Origin of the sequence: Micromonospora arida (assembly GCF_042873195.1) — a bacterium.
Classification (GTDB): Bacteria; Actinomycetota; Actinomycetes; order Mycobacteriales; family Micromonosporaceae; genus Micromonospora; species Micromonospora arida.
On record NZ_JBIALC010000008.1, the window covers coordinates 110679 to 127605 of the forward strand.

The window sequence follows — 16927 nt, forward strand, 5'->3', positions numbered from 1 at the left end:
CCGGTTAACCCGTGGTCCGGCCGTTGGCCGCTGCCTACGATCGCAGGATGACCGATACGGCGAGGACGGCCCGCGCCGGCGTTCCCGAGCGTCCGACACTGGACGGGCTCGAGGAGAGCTGGGCACGCCGCTGGCAGGAGGAAGGCACGTACGCGTTCGACCGCTCGAAGCAGCGGAGCGACGTGTACTCGATCGACACCCCGCCGCCGACCGTATCGGGCGAGTTGCACATGGGGCACGTCTTCTCGTACACGCACACCGACACCACCGCCCGGTACCAGCGGATGCGCGGCAAGGCCGTCTTCTACCCGATGGGCTGGGACGACAACGGGCTGCCCACCGAGCGTCGGGCGCAGAACGTGTACGGGGTGCGCTGCGATCCGGCACTGCCGTACGACCCGGTGTGGCGACCACCGGCGGCTCCGGTCGACGACGCGGCCCGCCGCGACCCCACCCCGATCTCCCGGCGCAACTTCATCGAGCTGTGCGAACGGCTGACGGTCACCGACGAGCAGGCCTTCGAGGCGCTGTGGCGGCGGCTCGGGCTCTCGGTGGACTGGTCCCTGACGTACACGACGATCGGTCGGATCGCCCGGACCACCAGCCAACGGGCGTTCGTCCGCAACCTGCGCCGCGGCGAGGCGTACCAGTCGGAGGCGCCGACCCTCTGGGACGTCGGCTTCGCCACCGCGGTCGCCCAGGCGGAGTTGGAGGACCGGGAGCGCCCCGGCGCCTACCACCGGTTGCGGTTCACCGCCGCCGACGGGCGTGAGGTGCTCATCGACACCACCCGGCCCGAGCTGTTGCCGGCCTGTGTGGCGCTGGTCTGCCACCCCGACGACGAGCGGTACGCCGGCCTGGTGGGCGGCACGGTGCGCAGCCCGCTGTTCGACGTCGAGGTGCCCGTGTACGCCCATCCCCTCGCCGAACCCGGCAAGGGCACCGGCGTCGCGATGGTCTGCACCTTCGGTGACCTGACCGACGTGACCTGGTGGCGTGAGCTGGGGTTGGACACCCGGGTGGTGATCGGCCGGGACGGTCGGTTGCTCCCCGAGCCGCCGCACGGGGTGCCGGCGCAGCCGTACGCGGCGCTGGCCGGGCAGACCGTCAACGGCGCCCGCCGGGAGATCGTCGGGATGCTGGCCGACGCCGGTGATCTGATCGGCGAGCCGCGCCCGATCACCCACCCGGTCAAGTTCTACGAACGCGGCGACCGGCCACTGGAGATCGTCTCGACTCGACAGTGGTATCTGCGCAACGGCGGCCGGGACGAGGCGCTGCGAACCACGCTGCTGGGCAGGGGCGAGCAGCTGCACTGGGTGCCGGGGCACATGAAACACCGCTACGACAACTGGGTGGGCGGCCTCAACGGGGACTGGCTGGTCAGCCGTCAACGCTTCTTCGGCGTGCCGGTGCCGGTGTGGTACCGGCTCGACGACACTGGCGAGCCGGACTGGTCCCACCCTCTCACGCCGGACGAGTCCGCGCTGCCGGTCGATCCATCCAGCGATCCGGCGCCCGGTTACGACGAGTCGCAACGCGGCCGAGCGGGCGGCTTCATCGGCGACCCGGACGTGCTGGACACCTGGGCCACGTCCTCGGTGACCCCGCAGATCGTCGGTGGCTGGGAGACCGACCCGGACCTGTTCGCCCGGGTCTTCCCGATGGACCTCCGCCCGCAGGGGCAGGAGATCATCCGCACCTGGCTCTTCGACACCGTCGTCCGTTCGCACTTCGAGCACGGGGTGCTGCCCTGGCGGGACACCGTGCTCTCGGGCTGGATCCTCGACCCCGACCACAAGAAGATGGCCAAGTCCAAGGGGAACGTGGTCACCCCGCTGGCTCTGTTGGAGCAGCACGGCTCGGACGCGGTGCGCTACTGGGCGGCCAGCGGCAAGCCCGGCATGGACCTGGCCTTCGACCCGGCGCAGATCAAGGTCGGCCGGCGACTGGCCACCAAGCTGCTCAACGCGTCCAAGTTCGCGCTCGGACTGGGCGCGGCGGACGCGTTGCGCGCGTCGTACGACAACTCCAGCTCGGCGCGTCTGACGCCACGCCGCGACCTGGAGCAGTCGGCCACCACCCCACTGGACCGGGCCATGCTCGCCGAGCTGGCCACCGTGGTCACCGCCGCGGGCACCGCCTTCGACTCGTACGACCACACGGCGGCCTTGCAGGTCACCGAGGCGTTCTTCTGGCGGTTCTGCGACGACTACATCGAGCTGGTCAAGGAGCGCGCCTACGGCACCGGCGCGGCGGCCGACTCCGCGCGGGCGGCGTTGGCCTCGGCACTGTCGGTGCAGCTGCGGTTGTTCGCCCCGGTGCTGCCGTACGTGACCGAGGAGGTCTGGTCGTGGTGGCGGTACGGCTCGGTGCACAAGGCGCCGTGGCCCACCACCCACGAGGTGGCCCGGACGATCGAGGGCTCGGGTGAGCCGGCGCTGCTGCGGCTCGCCGGTGACGCGTTGAGCCAGGTGCGACGGGCCAAGTCGGAGCGGAAGTTGTCGATGAAGGCTGAGGTGCCGTTGGCGGAGGCGCTCGGCCCCGCGGCCCTGCTGGAGCAGCTCGCGCTGGTCGCCGACGACCTACGGGCGGCGGGCCGGATCGGCAAACTCGACCTGCTCCCGGACCGTACCCCGGAGTTGGTCATCGCCTGCGCCTTCTGACCCGGGTCCGCCGCCGCCTGCTCGGGCGGCGGCGGACCGGCGGGTCACCAGCCGCGCAGGAAGCGCAGCCCGAGCAGGAACGCGATCACGGCGGGCCCCACCAGCAGGGTGATCGCCTGGAGGCGGTACGGCATCCGGTGCCGGGTCAACTCGCCCGCGTTGCCCAACACGATGGCCCCGGCCAGCATCAGGAACGCGCCCCACCAACCGGTGTCCAGATGGATCAGAGCCACCCGGATCAGTTGCAGAGTCAGGCCGAGCAGCGCTCCGGTCAGCGCGAGCAGGGCCACCGCCCGGTGCAGGCCCCGGGCCAACGGGTGGGCCGCGCGCCAGCCGTAGGTGCCGGCCACCGCCAGGCAGGGCAGCACCACCATGAGCGGCCAACCCCGCCCCATCACGCCGAACATCAGCAGCGCGCCGACCGCGAAGACCATCGTGCCGACGCAGGCGAGCATGTACCCGGCGAAGGCCCGGCCGCCGCCGCGAACCAGCAACGGCCCACCGCTGGCCGCGATCAACGCGGCCGGAATCAGGATGAACACCGCCCACCAGTGGAACTGACCGCTGCCCTGAGCCGCCGTGGCGACCGTGGCACAGGCCAGCCCGGCGACGGCCAGGCTGGTCAGCCACGGCCGGCTGCTCCGGGAGTATGGCTCAGCCAACGACGTCCGCTCCGCTTCGACGCTCACGCCCACCAGCCTGGCCCGAGGTGGCCCGGCCGGTCCATCCGGCCAGCCCTACCGCCGCGCGGGGGCTGGCCGGAACAGCGTCTCGCACCGTCGTCAGCTCGTCTCGCCGGCCACGCTGAACGAGCGCAGGCGGTCGATGGCGAGCACTGTGAAGCCGACGCTGACCAGCGCGGTCATCACCGACGCCACCGGCACCGACACGCTGGTCTCCAGCAGCCCGGTGGGGGCGATCCGGTCGGCGAGGGCGATCACGTACTGCTGGATGGAGAGCACCTTGGTGCCGCTGACGAAATTGCCCAGCAGCCCCTCCCAGATCAGCACGTAGACCAGCCCGAGCAGCACCGGCCGCCTGGTGACCAGGCTGAGCGCGAGGAACAACGCCGAGTACGCCAGCGCGCCGAGCGCCGCCGCGACCGCCAGTGCCAGTCCGAGGCGTACCGAATCGGCGAGCACGCCCGCGACGTAGAGCGGCACCGCCACGGTGACCGCGGTGACCCCGGCGGCCACCGCGAGCTTCGGCAGCACGATCTGCCAGCGCGGCAGCGGCTTGGTCAGGATGTGCACCACAGTGCCGTCGTCGATCTCGGCGCCCAGCACGCCCGTGCCGATGATCAGCGCAACCACCGGCAGCACCACGGCCAGCCCGAGGCCGACCAGCACCGGCGGCCCCCACTGGCCCGGGTCCACCCCCAGCGACCGGCAGAGCACGGCCAGCCCGAGCAGCACCAACGGCAGCGGTAGCAGCAGCAGGAACCGACGTCGGCCGAACAACCCGCGCGCGGTGATCCAGGTAACGGTCGACATGTCAGGCCTCCACCAGGTAGGAGAAGACGCTCTCCAAGGACTCGTCGGACGGCACCAGCTGTCGCACCCGGATGCCTTTGTTGAGCGCGATCCGGGGCAGCGCCCGGGTGAACGCGCCGTAGTCACCGGCCCGCACGGTCAAACCGGTCGGGTCCAACTCGACCCCACTCACCGACGCCTCGGCGATCAGCGCGACGGCCAGCGCCCGGTCGTCGGTGGAGCGCACCGCGAAGACGTGCGGGCGGTTGGTCATCAACCGGCGGATGGTCCGGAAGTCGCCGGAGGCGGCCAACCGACCGGCCACCATCACCTGCACCGTCCCGGAGACCTGTTCGACTTCCTCCAGGATGTGCGAGCTGAACAGGATCGTCCGGCCGGCGTCACCCAGGGTGTGCAGCAGCTGCATCATGTGCAGCCGCTGGCGCGGGTCCATGCCGTTGAACGGCTCGTCGAGCAGCAGCACCTGCGGGTCGTGCACCAGCGCGGCGGCCACCCGGGCACGCTGGCGCATGCCCTTGGAGTACGTGCCGATCCGGCGGTCCTGCGCCGACTCCAGCTCCACCAGATCAATCGCCCGTCGGGCCGCAGCCGCCGGATCGGGCAGCCGGTGCAGCTTCGCGCTGGCCAGCACGAACTCGTACGCGGTGAGGAAACCCTGCACCGCCTCCCGCTCGCTGACCAGCCCCAGCCGCCGGTAGACGTCGGGATTGCGCCAGGTCGGCTCGTCGTCGAGGGTGACCGTGCCGCGCGACGGGGCGAGGAACCCGGCCATCATGTGCAGCAGCGTGGTCTTACCGGCGCCGTTCGGGCCGAGCAGCCCGGTCACGCCCGGCCCGAGGGCCATGCTGATGTCGTTGACCGCGACCACGTTGCCGTACCACCGGGACACCCCGGTCAGGCTCAGCGTGCTCATCAGGAGGCGACCTTCCGGTAGCGGGCCAGCAGGAGGGCGGTCGCGCCGACGACCAGCAGCACCGCGGCCAGGGCGTAGACCGGGCCGAACCCGCCGATCATCATCTCGCCCGGATCGCCTTCGACCAGCAGGTCACCCAGCGACCAGATGCCCACCCCCTGCACCAGCGTGGAGGGGGAGGCGAGCCCGGCCAGCTCGTTGGCGGCGCGCGACGGCAGGATGCTCAGCACGCCCACGATCGGGGTGGTCATCAGGAAGACCGCGACCACGCCGCCGGCGGCGAAGGCGCGCTTGCCGGTCAGCGACGCGACCAGCAGGCCGACCGAGGCGAAGACCACCGCCCACAGCCCGGCGTAGAGCAGCCCGGGCAGCAGGTCGAGCAGCTCGTTCCACACTCCGCGCATGCCCTGCTTGGTGGTGAACGCGGCACCCAGGAACATCAACAGCTGCGGCCCGCCGAGCAGCAGCCAGAGCGCGGTGACCAGCGCCAGCAGCTTGGCCAACGCGTAGTCGGCGCGCGGCAGCGGCCGGGAGAAGTACAGCGGCAGCACGCCGCTGCGCAGATCCCGGGAGACCAACTCCGGGGCGACGACCGCGACGAAGAAGATGACCAGCCAGCTCATCGCGTCGGCGAACTGGGCGTACGTGGCGACCGGCTCGCCGATCTGGCTGCGGATCGCGGCCAGGGCCGCCGCGACCAGGGTGACGATGCCGACCACCAGCCACGGGAAGATCTTGGCTTTGGCGCTGCGCCCGAAACCGAACGCGGTGCGCAGACCGTGCAGGTAGAGCGCGCCGAAGACCTGTCGGCGGCCGAGCCTCGGACCCTCGTAGCGTTGGTAGCCGATGTCGTGGATGACGCCGGTCGGCGTGGGACGCACGGCGGCGGTGGACGGCTCAGGCATGAGTGAGCTCCCTCGTGGCGAAGAGTTCGGCCACCCGGTGCCGGCGCTGGTCCAGTCGGTGCAGTGGCAGGTCCAGTTCGGCGACCGCACCGAGGATCAGGTCGTAGGTGCCGTCGTCGGCGAGCGGCACGAGGAGCAGTCGCCCGTCCCGGGCCACCGGCAGTTTCAGCTCGGCGAGTCGGGCGGCGAGTTCCTCGGTGCCCTCGCTGACCTCCACGGCGAGCACGTCGGTGGCCGAGGTCATCGCGGAGATGTTGTCGGCGCGCAGCAACCGGCCGCCGTCGATGGCGATCAGCGTGTCGCAGATCCGCTCCACCTCGCCGAGCAGGTGCGAACAGACCAGAACGGAGATGCCGAACTCGGTGCCGATCCGGTGTACCAGGGCCAGCATGGCGTCGCGGCCGGCCGGGTCCAGGCCGTTGGTCGGTTCGTCAAGCAACAGCAGGTCGGGGTCGTGCACCAGCGCCTGGGCCAGCTTGACGCGCTGCTTCATGCCGGTCGAGTAGCCACCGACCGGGCGATAGCGCTCTTCGTAGAGCCCCACGTGCCGCAGCGCCTCCGAGGCACGCTCGCGAGCCGCGGTGCGAGGAAGGCCGCTCATTCGACCAAGGTGGGTGACCAGTTCGGCGGCGGACAGGTCCGGTGGGAGGCAGTCGTGTTCCGGCATGTAGCCGACCCGGTTGCGGACAGCCGCCGGGTCTGCGGTCGGGTCGATGCCGAGCACCGAGACCTGACCGCTGGTTGGTGCGATCAGGCCGAGCAGGATCTTGATCAACGTGGATTTTCCGGCGCCGTTCGCGCCCACCAGGCCGATGATCCCGGGCTCGACGGCGACGGTGAGGTCGGCCAGCGCGGTGACCCGACCTCCGTACGTCTTGGTGAGCGACTGGGTCGCGATCAGTGTCACGCGCCCAGCGTAGGGAGTCGATGCCCAGCAGGGACACCGGCACGCCCCCGGCACTCCCCTGATCCTTTTCCCGCCGAACCCCTAAGGCCCCCGCCAAGGCCCTCGCTCCGTTTCCGCCGGTCCCGCGTTCGGCCCGACCCCGCCTTGGGAAAGACACGTCCAGGGTGACACCATTCACCTCCCGTTCACCAGGCATCGACCCCGCCCGGTGATCGACCGACGACGCGGGAGGGATCCTGATGGCCGAGGTGGGCGTCCCCAAGGTGAGCGTCGTGGTGCCGGCGTACAACTGCGGCCCACACATCGAGAAGCTCGCTGCCTCGCTGCTGCGCCAGTCACTGCCCGCCGACGAGTTCGAAGCCATCTTCGTCGACGACGGCTCGACCGACGACACCGCGAAGCGGCTGGACCAACTGGCGGCCGAGCACCCGCACATCAGGGTGCTGCACATCGAGAACTCCGGCTGGCCGTCGCGTCCGCGCAACCTCGGCGTCGACCACGCCCGCGGCGAGTACGTCTTCTTCGCCGACGACGACGACTGGTTCGCCGACGAGGCACTGGAGCGGCTCTACGCCTGCGCGAAGGCGAACGACGCCGACATCGTGGTGGGGAAGATGGCCGGGTACGGACGCCCCGTGCCGCGGGAGCTGTTCCGCAAGAACCGCTTCGACGCCACCCTCGGCAACTCCCCCCTGGTCGACAGCCTGACCTGTCACAAGTTGTTCCGGCGGTCGTTCCTCGACGAGCATGGCCTGCGGTTCCCGGAAGGCGGCAAGCGTCGGCTGGAGGACCACTCGCTGGTCATCCGGGCCTACTTCCTGTCCCGGCGCACCTCCGTGCTGTCCGACTACGTCTGCTACCACCATGTCCAGCGGGGCGACGCGCGCAACGTCACAGCGGGCAAGCTGGACCCGGCGAGCTACTACGCCAGCGTGCGGGAGGCGCTGGACGTCGTGGACGCCAACACCGAGCCGGGTCCGCTGCGAGACCGGCTGCACCGGCGCTGGCTGCGCAACGAGATGCTCAGCCGGCTGCGCGGCAAGCGGCTGCTGAACGCCCCCGACGCGTGGCTGGAGGAGGTCGCACTGGAGGTCCAGAAGATCATCCAGGACCGCTTCGCCCCGGGCGTCGCCGGTGGACTGCCGCCTCTGCTGCGAGCCGTGGCGTACCTGGCGGAGCAGGGGCGCGTCGCGGACCTGCGCCGGCTTGCCCGCTGGGAGGCGGGCATCGCCGCACACGGCACTGTCGACGAATACCGGCGTGTCGACCACGGCGTCACGGTGACCGTCGCCGCCGAGCTGCGCGCCGCGGACCAGCCGGTCGGGTTCCGCGCGGACGATGGCCGCGACGTGCTGATGCTCCCGATGGAGAAGGTCGCCCCCGAGGTGCTCGACGCCACCGCGCAGGTGCGCAAGGCCCGCCTGGACCTGGTGGCCCGCCACCGGGAGACCGGCACCGAGATCTTTCTTCCGAACACCTTCCAGACCGAGCGGATCACCGGTACGACCGGAGCGGACACCGTCCACCTGGTGCACCGGGCCACCGCCACGATCGACTTCGCCGCCCTCAACGGCGGCCGGACCAGGGGCAGCTGGCAGCTCAAGGCCCGGATCACCAACGTGGGCTGGACCGAGGACACGCGACTGCCTCTGCTGTTCATCTGCCGGGCCGACGGCTCGCGACCCCGAATCCGCGACGAGCGGAAGCTGTGGAACCGGGTGCGGTCGGCGGTAGGCCGGCGGATCAAGCGCTGATCCGCCCGCGCGGGTCTTGGAGTGGCGCCCTCGACCGATGGGCGGTCGGCTGCGAAACTGTGTGCCGGTCAGCGAGTGGGGGGTGTGGATGAGCAACGGCTGGGTGCTGCCCGACGAGGTGCTACGGGACGCACCGGCGTACACGCCACGTCCCGGTGAGCTCGCGGATCTGGAGCTGCTGCTGACCGGCGCGTACGCCCCACTGACCGGCTTCATGACCCGCGCCGACCTGGTCTCGGTCAGCCGACGCGGCCGGCTGGCCGACGGCACACCGTGGCAGGTCGCGGTCGTTCTCCAGGTGCCGGCCGCCTTGGCGCAGAGCCTCGATCCGCGCGACCCGGCCCGCCGGGCGCTCGTGCTGACCGACGGGGAGGGCGCCCCGGCGGCCGCCCTGGACGTGGCCGACGTCTGGCCGGTCCGCGAGGGCGTGGCGGGAGTGGGCGGCCAGGTTCGGCGGCTCGGCGACGGTGTGCACGGTCCGTTCCAGCGACTGCGGCGTAACCCGGAGGAGGTCCGTGCGCTGCTGCCCCCGGGCCGGGTGCTCGGGGTGATCGCCGATCGACCGCTGCATCGTCCACAGCTCGCCCAGATCGCCCACGCCGCCCGCACCCTGGCCGCTCATCTGCTCGTGATGATCCCGGTCGGCGAGGGCGGCGCAGACGGGCTCCCGCCGGAGGCGCTGGTCCGTACGATCTTCGCCGCGCGGGACCGGATGCCACCCGCCACCCTGGTCGCGGTGCCGCTGTCGCACCGACGCGAGGAGATCAGCGACGCGTTGCTACGCGCCCGGGTCTCGGCCGCGTACGGGGTGACCCACCTGCTCTCCACCGGGGAGATGCTCTCCGGCGCCGGGCTGCGGGTGCTGGTGCCGCGAGAACTCGCCTACGACAACCGGGACGGGCAGTGGCGTTGGCGGGAGGACATCCCACCGCGCAACCGCCGGCTCGCGCTGACCCAGCCGGAGATCGACGACCTGCTCGACCGGGGCTTCCCGCTACCGGAGTGGCACACCCCGCCCGCCGTGGCGCGGGAGTTGGCCCGGGCCCGACCGCCGCGTCGGCAGCGAGGGCTGGTGGTCTTCCTGACCGGTCTCTCCGGCTCCGGCAAGTCGACGGTCGCCCGAGGGCTGGCGGACGCGTTACGGGAGAGTGGCGACCGCACGGTGACCCTGCTCGACGGGGACGTGGTGCGCCGGGAACTCTCCGCCGGGCTGGGCTTCAGCAAGACCGACCGGGATCTCAACGTCCGGCGGATCGGTTGGGTGGCCGCCGAGATCGCCCGGCACCGTGGGGTGGGCATCTGCTGTCCGATCGCCCCGTACGCGGCGGCCCGGGCCACCGCCCGGGAGATGGCCCTCGCCGCCGGATCGGGTTTTGTGCTGGTGCACGTGGCTACGCCGCTGGAGGTGTGCGAGCGGCGGGACCGCAAGGGCCTGTACGCGCGGGCGCGAGCCGGCCTGCTCACCGGGATGACCGGCATCGACGACCCGTACGAGGAGCCGACCGACGCCGATCTGGTGCTCGACACCACCGACCTGAGCGTGGCGGACGCGGTGCAGGCCGTGCTGCACCATCTGACCGAGACCGGCTGGGTGGAGCTGAAGGTCGCGTCCGCCTGAGGCGTCGCCGTACCCGTTCCTTCCACCGCTGAACGGCACGCGCTAGTGTTCACCTTTGTTGGAACACGTTTGACCGCGTGAGGGTACGTGGACGTCCGGGGAGGCACGACGGATGCTCGCTCAGCAGCGGCAGGCGGCCATCCTGGAGCGGGTCCGCTCGACCGGCGGCGTCCGGGTCAGCGAGTTGGCAGGCGATTTCGGCGTGTCCGACATGACCATCCGGCGCGACCTGGATGCGCTGCACGAGCGCGGCCTGCTGGCCAAGGTGCACGGCGGCGCCACCACGACCGGGCCAAGCTCGACCGACGAGCCGGGCTTCCGCGCCAAGTCGGTCCGCCAACTGCCCGAGAAGGCGGCCATCGCCGACCGGGCGGCTCAGCTGGTCCGGCCGGGAGCAGCGGTCGCACTCTCCGCCGGCACCACCACGGCCGAGCTGGCCCGCCGGCTGGTGGACGTGCCCGAGCTGACCGTCGTGACCAACTCGCTGCCGGTGGCCGAGATCATGCACGCCGGTGGCCGCCCGGACCAGACGGTGGTGCTCACCGGCGGCGTACGCACACCGTCGGACGCGCTGGTCGGTCCGCTCGCGGTCGGGGCCGTCCGGTCACTGCACCTGGATCTGCTCTTCCTGGGCGTCCACGGCATCACCGAGCGGGCCGGCTTCACCACCCCGAACCTGATGGAGGCGGAGACCGATCGGGCGCTCGTGGCGGCGGCGGACCAACTGGTGGTGCTCGCCGACCACACCAAGTGGGGCACGGTCGGCATCTCCTCGATCGTCGAGTTGGCGGCAGCCCACGTACTGGTCAGCGACGACCGGTTGCCTCCACCCGCACGACGGGTACTCCGCGAACAGGTGGGCGAACTGATCATGGTCGAGGCGACAGGGGCGGGCCGCGCGACGCGCACGCCGACAACTGAGGGGACGGCGCCGTGAAGCGCACCGCGATCGACCTGGCCGACGGCCGGGAGCTGATCTACTTCGACGAGCGCGACGACGCGGTCCGCGACCAGCCGGACCGCCGGGACCTGCCGCCGCCTCCCCCCGCCTCGCAGCTGCGCCGCGACCCGTTGACCGACGAGTGGGTGGCGGTCGCCGTGCACCGGCAGACCCGCACCTTCCTCCCGCCGGCGAACGAGTGCCCTCTCGACCCGTCGGTGGGCGACCGGCTGACCGAGATCCCCGCACCCGACTACGACGTGGTGGTCTTCGAGAACCGGTTCCCGTCGCTGAGCGGTCGGGTGGCTGAGGAGCCGGGGGAGATCACCCCGTTCACAGCGGTCCGGCCGGGCCTCGGCCGGTGCGAGGTGGTCTGCTTCACGTCGGATCACAACGCCTCCTTCGCCAGCCTGCCCCCGCGCCGGGTCCGCACCGTGCTGGACGCCCTCGCCGACCGCACCGAGGTGCTCGGCGCGCTGCCCGGCGTCGAGCAGATCTTCTGCTTCGAGAACCGGGGCGTTGAAATCGGTGTCACGCTGCACCATCCGCACGGCCAGATCTACGCGTACCCCTTCGTGACGCCGCGCACCCGGGCGCTGCTGGCCGCGGCGCGCCGGCACGCCGAGCGGACCGGCGGGGGCAACCTGTACGCGGACGTGCTGGCCGCCGAGCGCGCCACCGGTGACCGGGTGGTCGCGGAGAACGAACACTGGACGGCGTTCGTCCCGGCGGCAGCCCGTTGGCCGTTCGAGGTGCACGTCGCGCCGCGCCGGGTGGTGCCGGACATCCCGGCGCTCAGCGACAGCGAGCGGGACGCCTTCGGGCCGCTCTACCTGGATCTACTGCGCCGCTTCGACGGCCTGTTCGACATGCCGATGCCGTACATCTCGGCCTGGCACCAGGCGCCCGTGCGGGTCGACCGCGAGCTGGGCCACCTGCACCTACAGCTGTTCAGCATCCGGCGGGCTGCGGACAAGCTGAAGTATCTGGCGGGCTCCGAGTCCGGAATGGGTGTCTTCATCAACGACATCTCCCCGGAACGCGCCGCCGACCTGCTACGCGCCGCCTGAGCCGCGCTGCTGTGCGCGGGGTCTGAGTTTTGGCCGGTGCGGTGCGGTGCGGTGCGGCATGAGCTTGGCGGGAAACAGGGCGCGGGGGGCCCGGGACAGGGCCCCCCGCAGGGAAGGGACGGCTGGCTGTGCACGGCACAGCCGGGAAGGCTGGCTGATCGGCGCACGGGTGCCGCGGGTCGACCGAGGTCAACCTTCCTGGACGCGACTGGCATCTCGTCCATCTTGGTCAACGAGGCGCGCCGGTCGCAGTGACGCCGATCGGCGCGGCGGCGCCGGACACGCCGAAGCCCGCCGGCTGAGACGCCGGCGGGCTCCGATGACGCGGTACGCCTGGATCAGGCGGCGATCTTGCGGGCCAGGTTCTCGTCGAGCGCGTTCATGAACTCGTCGGTGGTCAGCCACGGGGCGTCCCGCGAGATGAGCAGCGAGAGGTCCTTGGTCATCTGGCCGCCTTCGACGGTGTCGACGATGACCTGCTCCAGGGTGTTGGCGAACTCGGTGACCGCCGGCGTGCCGTCCAGCTTGCCCCGGTGGGCCAGGCCCCGGGTCCAGGCGTAGATCGACGCGATCGGGTTGGTCGACGTCTTCTCACCCTTCTGGTACTGCCGGTAGTGCCGGGTGACCGTGCCGTGGGCGGCCTCGGCCTCGACGGTCCGGCCGTCCGGGGAGAGCAGGACGGAGGTCATCAGACCCAGCGAGCCGAAGCCCTGCGCGACGGTGTCGGACTGCACGTCACCGTCGTAGTTCTTGCAGGCCCAGACGTAGCCGCCCTCCCACTTGAGCGCGGCGGCGACCATGTCGTCGATGAGCCGGTGCTCGTAGGTGATGCCGGCGGCGTCGAACTCGGCCTTGAACTCGGCCTCGAACACCTCGGCGAAGAGGTCCTTGAACCGACCGTCGTACGCCTTGAGGATGGTGTTCTTCGTGGACAGGTAGACCGGGTAGTTGCGGTCCAGTCCGTACCGGAACGACGCCCGGGCGAAGTCCCGGATCGACTCGTCGTAGTTGTACATGCCCATGGCGATGCCGCCGCCGGGGAAGTTGGCGACCTCCATCTCCATCGGCGCGCCGCCGTCGGCCGGGGTGTAGGTGATGGTCACCGTGCCCGGGCCGGGGACGACGAAGTCGGTGGCCTTGTACTGGTCACCGTGGGCGTGCCGGCCGATGATGATCGGCTTGGTCCAGCCGGGGACCAGCCGCGGCACGTTGGACATGATGATCGGCTCACGGAAGACGACGCCGCCGAGGATGTTGCGGATGGTGCCGTTGGGCGACCGCCACATCTTCTTCAGGCCGAACTCCTCGACCCGGGCCTCGTCCGGGGTGATGGTCGCGCACTTGACGCCGACGCCGTGCTCCTTGATGGCGTTGGCGGCGTCGATCGTGACCTGGTCGTCGGTCTCGTCGCGGTGCTGGATCGACAGGTCGTAGTAGTGCAGGTCGACGTCGAGGTAGGGCAGGATCAGCTGCTCCCGGATCTGCTTCCAGATGATCCGGGTCATCTCGTCGCCGTCGAGTTCTACGACCGGGTTGTTTACCTTGATCTTCGCCATCGGCCGGCGCTCCTCTCGGGGGACACGTGCTCAAGCAGTACGAGCGTACTGCAATTGGACCGGCAGCCCCCAGCCGGCCTCGACCGGCCGGCGGAACCGGGCTGCGCGGAACAGGAATGCCCTGGAATCATCGTCCGATGCCACTGAACCGCACCCTCGGGTCTATCACGGTCACCGCACTCACCGACGGTGAGGGTGCCTTCTTCCAGCCCCGCGCGGAGGCGTTTCCGCAGGCCACAGCGGCACACTGGGCGGAGGCCGACCGGCGCGACCCCGGCTCGGTGACCGCCGACGGGCAGTGGTGGCTGCCGTTCCGCAGCTTCGCGATCCGCGTCGGCGACGGACCGGTCACGCTGGTCGACGCCGGGATCGGCCCGACCGACGCACCCGCCGCGAGCTGGGCGCCCGTGCCGGGGCGACTGCCCGCCGAGTTGGCCGCCGCGGGCATCGACCCCGCCGATGTCGACACGGTCGTCCTGACCCACCTACACAGCGATCACATCGGCTGGGCGGTCACCGGCACACCCGGGCAGCCGTACTTTCCGAACGCGAGCTACCTGCTTCAGCGCGCCGAACTCGACGCGGCGGAGACGCTCAACCCCGGGCTGCCGGCCGGCCTCATCGCGCCCCTGCGCGCCGCCGGCCAGCTCCGGGTGGTCGACGGCGAAACCGCCCTCACCCCAGCGGTACGTCTGCTGCCCACCCCGGGCCACACGCCCGGTCACCAGTCGGTGCTCCTGACCTCGGCCGACGAACGGATGCTGCTCACCGGGGACCTACTGGTGCACATGGTGCAACTCGTCGACCCCGACCTGGCGTACGCCCACGAGGAGGACCCGGAGCTCGCCCGCACCTCCCGGCTGAGCGCCCTGCGCACCCACTCCCCCGCCGTCCTGGCCACCCCCCACCTGGCCACCCCCTTCACCCCCCACCCCCACCCCACCCCACCCCACCCCCACCCCCCTCCCCACCCCTCAAGTCGGTTGATCATGAGGTTGACGGGGTTTTCGATCTCCATCACTGCCGCCAACCTCATGATCAACCGCGGATAGGGGGGTGGGGGTGGGACGGGGAAGGGCCCGCCGGTTTGCCGGCGGGCCCTTCGCTGGTGGTTCTGGTTCGGGGGAACTACATGCTGGAGATGTCGCCCTGCTTGGCGCGGACGGCTTCGGCAGCCTCCAGGAGGCTGGCGCGCTCGTCGGCGTCCAGGTCGGTCTCGACGACCCGCTTGACGCCCTCGGCGCCGATCTCGGCCTCGACACCCAGGTAGACACCGGAGATGCCGTACTCACCGTCAACCCAGGCGCAGACCGGCATGACCTCGCCGGAGTCCTCCGCGACGGCCTTCGCCATCCGGGCCGCGGCGGCGGACGGGGCGTAGTAGGCCGAACCGGTCTTGAGCAGCGCGACCACCTCGGCGCCACCGTTGCGGGTCTTGACGACCAGCTCCTCGATCTGCTCGGCCGGCATGGCGTCGCGCAGCGGCTTGCCGTTGACGGTGCTCTTCGACGGCACCGGGACCATGGTGTCGCCGTGCGAGCCCAGGGTCAGCGTGCGTACCGAGGCCACCGGCACGTTCAGCGCCTCGGCGACGAAGTTGCTGAACCGGGCCGTGTCGAGCATGCCGGCCTGGCCGAGCACCCGGTTCTTCGGGAACTGGGTGGCGAGCTGGGCCAGCGCGGTCATCTCGTCCAGCGGGTTGGAGACCACGATGACGACGGCGTTCGGGGCGTACTTGGCGACGTTCTCGGCGACCTGGCGGACGATCTTGGCGTTGGTCTCCAGCAGGTCCATCCGGCTCATGCCGGGCTTGCGCGGCAGACCAGCGGTGATCACGACGACGTCGGAGCCCTCGATGCTCTCGTAGCCCTCACCGTTGGGGCCGGTGGTCACGCCGACCACCTTGGTCTCGAAGCCCTCGATGGCCCGGGACTGGTTGAGGTCGAGCGCGAGGCCCGCGGGCTTGCCCTCCACGATGTCGGTGATCACTACGGTGTCGAAGACGTCGTACTCGGCCAGGCGCTGTGCGGTGGTGGAGCCGTAGAAGCCAGCCCCGACGACAGTGACCTTCTTACCCATGGTCGTCCCACTCCCTGATACCAGTCGGTTTTCCGGACCGTATCAGTCATCCTGGCACCGATCAGGCCAGGGGCGGCGGCCATCGCCGGGATGGGGTGAACGTCACCGCCGTCCTGGTTCGACGCTACCGAGGTGCGGGTCAGCCGCGCTCGGCGCGCTCGACGACGTTGGTGAGCAGCATGGCCCGGGTCATCGGGCCCACGCCGCCGGGCATGGGGACCAGCGCGCCGGCCGTCTCAACCACCTCCGGGTCCACGTCGCCGGTGTAGCGGCCCTTGCCGTCCGCTCCGATCACGCGGGTGATGCCGACGTCCACCACCACCGCGCCGGGGTTGATCATGTCGGCGGTGAGCAGACCCGGTACGCCGGCCGCGACGATGACGATGTCCGCGGCCCGGGTGTGCGAGGCGAGGTCGAGGGTGCCGGTGTGGCAGAGGGTGACCGTGGCGTTCTCGCTGCGCCTGGTGAGCAGCAGGCCGAGCGGTCGGCCAACCGTGTTGCCGCGACCGACCACCGCGACGGTGGCCCCGCGCAGCGCCACGTCGTGCCGGCGGAGCAGCTCGACGATGCCGCGCGGCGTGCACGGCAGCGGACCGTCGTAGCCGAGCACGAGCCGACCCAGGTTGACCGGGTGCAGGCCGTCGGCGTCCTTGTCCGGGTCGATCAACTCAAGCACCCGCTGGGTGTCGAGGTGGGCCGGCAGCGGCAGCTGGACGATGTAGCCGTGGCACGCCGGGTCGGCGTTCAGCTCGGCCAGTACGTCGTCGACCTGCTGTTGGGTGGCGTCGGCCGGCAGTTCGCGGCGGATCGAGGCGATGCCCACCTCGGCGCAGTCGCGGTGCTTGCCGTTGACGTACGCCTGGCTGCCCGGGTCCGCACCGACCAGGACCGTGCCGAGCCCGGGGGTGATGCCGCGTTCCGCGAGTGCCTTCACCCGGATGCGCAGCTCGTCCTTGATCTCCGCTGCGGTTGCCTTGCCGTCCAGAAGCGTCGCCGTCACGACCAGATCGTCTCACGGCCACCGCC

Annotated in this window: 14 protein-coding genes; 6 read left to right on the top strand and 8 right to left on the bottom strand. The window is 71.1% G+C overall.

The features are described 5' to 3' along the window. The first annotated feature begins 47 nt into the window (after positions 1–47). On the top strand, positions 48–2666 hold the full coding sequence (valS, locus tag ACFYP0_RS23180; RefSeq protein ID WP_386997555.1) for a valine--tRNA ligase: 2619 nt from the start codon (positions 48–50) through the stop codon (positions 2664–2666). Positions 2667–2710: 44 nt separating this feature from the next. Here the strand turns inward: valS and ACFYP0_RS23185 are convergent, their stop codons facing one another. The 5 genes from ACFYP0_RS23185 to ACFYP0_RS23205 form a co-directional block, all read right to left on the bottom strand. After that, complete coding sequence (locus tag ACFYP0_RS23185) at positions 2711–3355, bottom strand: hypothetical protein (protein WP_124854022.1); 645 nt, start codon at positions 3353–3355, stop codon at positions 2711–2713. Positions 3356–3448: 93 nt separating this feature from the next. Beyond that, entirely contained in the window at positions 3449–4159 is a 711-nt protein-coding gene (locus ACFYP0_RS23190; protein WP_112583758.1) for an ABC transporter permease subunit, read from the bottom strand. Between the two features lies 1 nt (position 4160). Next, a complete protein-coding gene (locus ACFYP0_RS23195; protein WP_091406310.1) occupies positions 4161–5072 on the bottom strand; it encodes an ABC transporter ATP-binding protein in 912 nt (303 codons plus the stop codon). Beyond that, a complete protein-coding gene (locus ACFYP0_RS23200; protein ID WP_124854023.1) occupies positions 5072–5977 on the bottom strand; it encodes an ABC transporter permease in 906 nt (301 codons plus the stop codon). Before ACFYP0_RS23200 ends, ACFYP0_RS23195 begins: the two co-directional genes overlap by 1 nt. Beyond that, on the bottom strand, positions 5970–6884 hold the full coding sequence (locus tag ACFYP0_RS23205) for an ABC transporter ATP-binding protein (protein WP_091406315.1): 915 nt from the start codon (positions 6882–6884) through the stop codon (positions 5970–5972). The genes ACFYP0_RS23200 and ACFYP0_RS23205 overlap by 8 nt, the downstream gene beginning before the upstream one ends. A gap of 239 nt (positions 6885–7123) precedes the next feature. Here ACFYP0_RS23205 and ACFYP0_RS23210 point away from each other — a divergent pair, with 239 nt between their 5' ends. From ACFYP0_RS23210 to galT, 4 genes are all read left to right on the top strand, one after another. Next, positions 7124–8638, top strand: a complete 1515-nt coding sequence (locus ACFYP0_RS23210; protein WP_355494612.1) for a glycosyltransferase family 2 protein — start codon at positions 7124–7126, stop codon at positions 8636–8638. An 88-nt stretch (positions 8639–8726) separates the two neighbouring features. Further along, positions 8727–10256: an adenylyl-sulfate kinase gene (cysC, locus tag ACFYP0_RS23215; RefSeq protein ID WP_355494613.1), complete on the top strand. Its 1530-nt coding sequence runs from the start codon at positions 8727–8729 to the stop codon at positions 10254–10256. A 112-nt stretch (positions 10257–10368) separates the two neighbouring features. Beyond that, complete coding sequence (locus ACFYP0_RS23220; RefSeq protein ID WP_355494614.1) at positions 10369–11193, top strand: DeoR/GlpR family DNA-binding transcription regulator; 825 nt, start codon at positions 10369–10371, stop codon at positions 11191–11193. After that, positions 11190–12266 (top strand): galactose-1-phosphate uridylyltransferase, encoded by a 1077-nt coding sequence (galT, locus tag ACFYP0_RS23225; RefSeq protein WP_355494615.1) that lies wholly within the window; start codon positions 11190–11192, stop codon positions 12264–12266. The genes ACFYP0_RS23220 and galT overlap by 4 nt, the downstream gene beginning before the upstream one ends. A 338-nt stretch (positions 12267–12604) precedes the next feature. Here the strand turns inward: galT and ACFYP0_RS23230 are convergent, their stop codons facing one another. Further along, on the bottom strand, positions 12605–13822 hold the full coding sequence (locus tag ACFYP0_RS23230; protein ID WP_091406326.1) for an NADP-dependent isocitrate dehydrogenase: 1218 nt from the start codon (positions 13820–13822) through the stop codon (positions 12605–12607). 137 nt (positions 13823–13959) lie between these two features. On the opposite strand from ACFYP0_RS23230, the gene ACFYP0_RS23235 reads away from it, so the two are divergent. Next, positions 13960–14874 (top strand): MBL fold metallo-hydrolase, encoded by a 915-nt coding sequence (locus ACFYP0_RS23235; protein ID WP_386997560.1) that lies wholly within the window; start codon positions 13960–13962, stop codon positions 14872–14874. 76 nt (positions 14875–14950) lie between these two features. On the opposite strand, the gene ACFYP0_RS23240 is transcribed toward ACFYP0_RS23235, so the two are convergent. After that, positions 14951–15901, bottom strand: coding sequence for a malate dehydrogenase (locus tag ACFYP0_RS23240; protein ID WP_112583765.1), 951 nt, complete (start codon positions 15899–15901; stop codon positions 14951–14953). Positions 15902–16040: 139 nt separating this feature from the next. Beyond that, positions 16041–16901, bottom strand: coding sequence for a bifunctional methylenetetrahydrofolate dehydrogenase/methenyltetrahydrofolate cyclohydrolase (locus tag ACFYP0_RS23245; protein WP_091406333.1), 861 nt, complete (start codon positions 16899–16901; stop codon positions 16041–16043). Between the last annotated feature and the right edge of the window lie 26 nt (positions 16902–16927).

What these genes read in the sequence shown, in the direction of transcription:
- valS (WP_386997555.1), top strand. Translation starts at nt 48, where the DNA reads ATGACCGATACGGCGAGGACGGCCCGCGCCGGCGTTCCCGAGCGTCCG.
- ACFYP0_RS23190 (WP_112583758.1), bottom strand. Translation starts at nt 4,159, where the DNA reads ATGTCGACCGTTACCTGGATCACCGCGCGCGGGTTGTTCGGCCGACGT.
- ACFYP0_RS23195 (WP_091406310.1), bottom strand. Translation starts at nt 5,072, where the DNA reads ATGAGCACGCTGAGCCTGACCGGGGTGTCCCGGTGGTACGGCAACGTG.
- ACFYP0_RS23200 (WP_124854023.1), bottom strand. Translation starts at nt 5,977, where the DNA reads ATGCCTGAGCCGTCCACCGCCGCCGTGCGTCCCACGCCGACCGGCGTC.
- ACFYP0_RS23210 (WP_355494612.1), top strand. Translation starts at nt 7,124, where the DNA reads ATGGCCGAGGTGGGCGTCCCCAAGGTGAGCGTCGTGGTGCCGGCGTAC.
- cysC (WP_355494613.1), top strand. Translation starts at nt 8,727, where the DNA reads ATGAGCAACGGCTGGGTGCTGCCCGACGAGGTGCTACGGGACGCACCG.
- ACFYP0_RS23220 (WP_355494614.1), top strand. Translation starts at nt 10,369, where the DNA reads ATGCTCGCTCAGCAGCGGCAGGCGGCCATCCTGGAGCGGGTCCGCTCG.
- ACFYP0_RS23230 (WP_091406326.1), bottom strand. Translation starts at nt 13,822, where the DNA reads ATGGCGAAGATCAAGGTAAACAACCCGGTCGTAGAACTCGACGGCGAC.
- ACFYP0_RS23235 (WP_386997560.1), top strand. Translation starts at nt 13,960, where the DNA reads ATGCCACTGAACCGCACCCTCGGGTCTATCACGGTCACCGCACTCACC.
- ACFYP0_RS23240 (WP_112583765.1), bottom strand. Translation starts at nt 15,901, where the DNA reads ATGGGTAAGAAGGTCACTGTCGTCGGGGCTGGCTTCTACGGCTCCACC.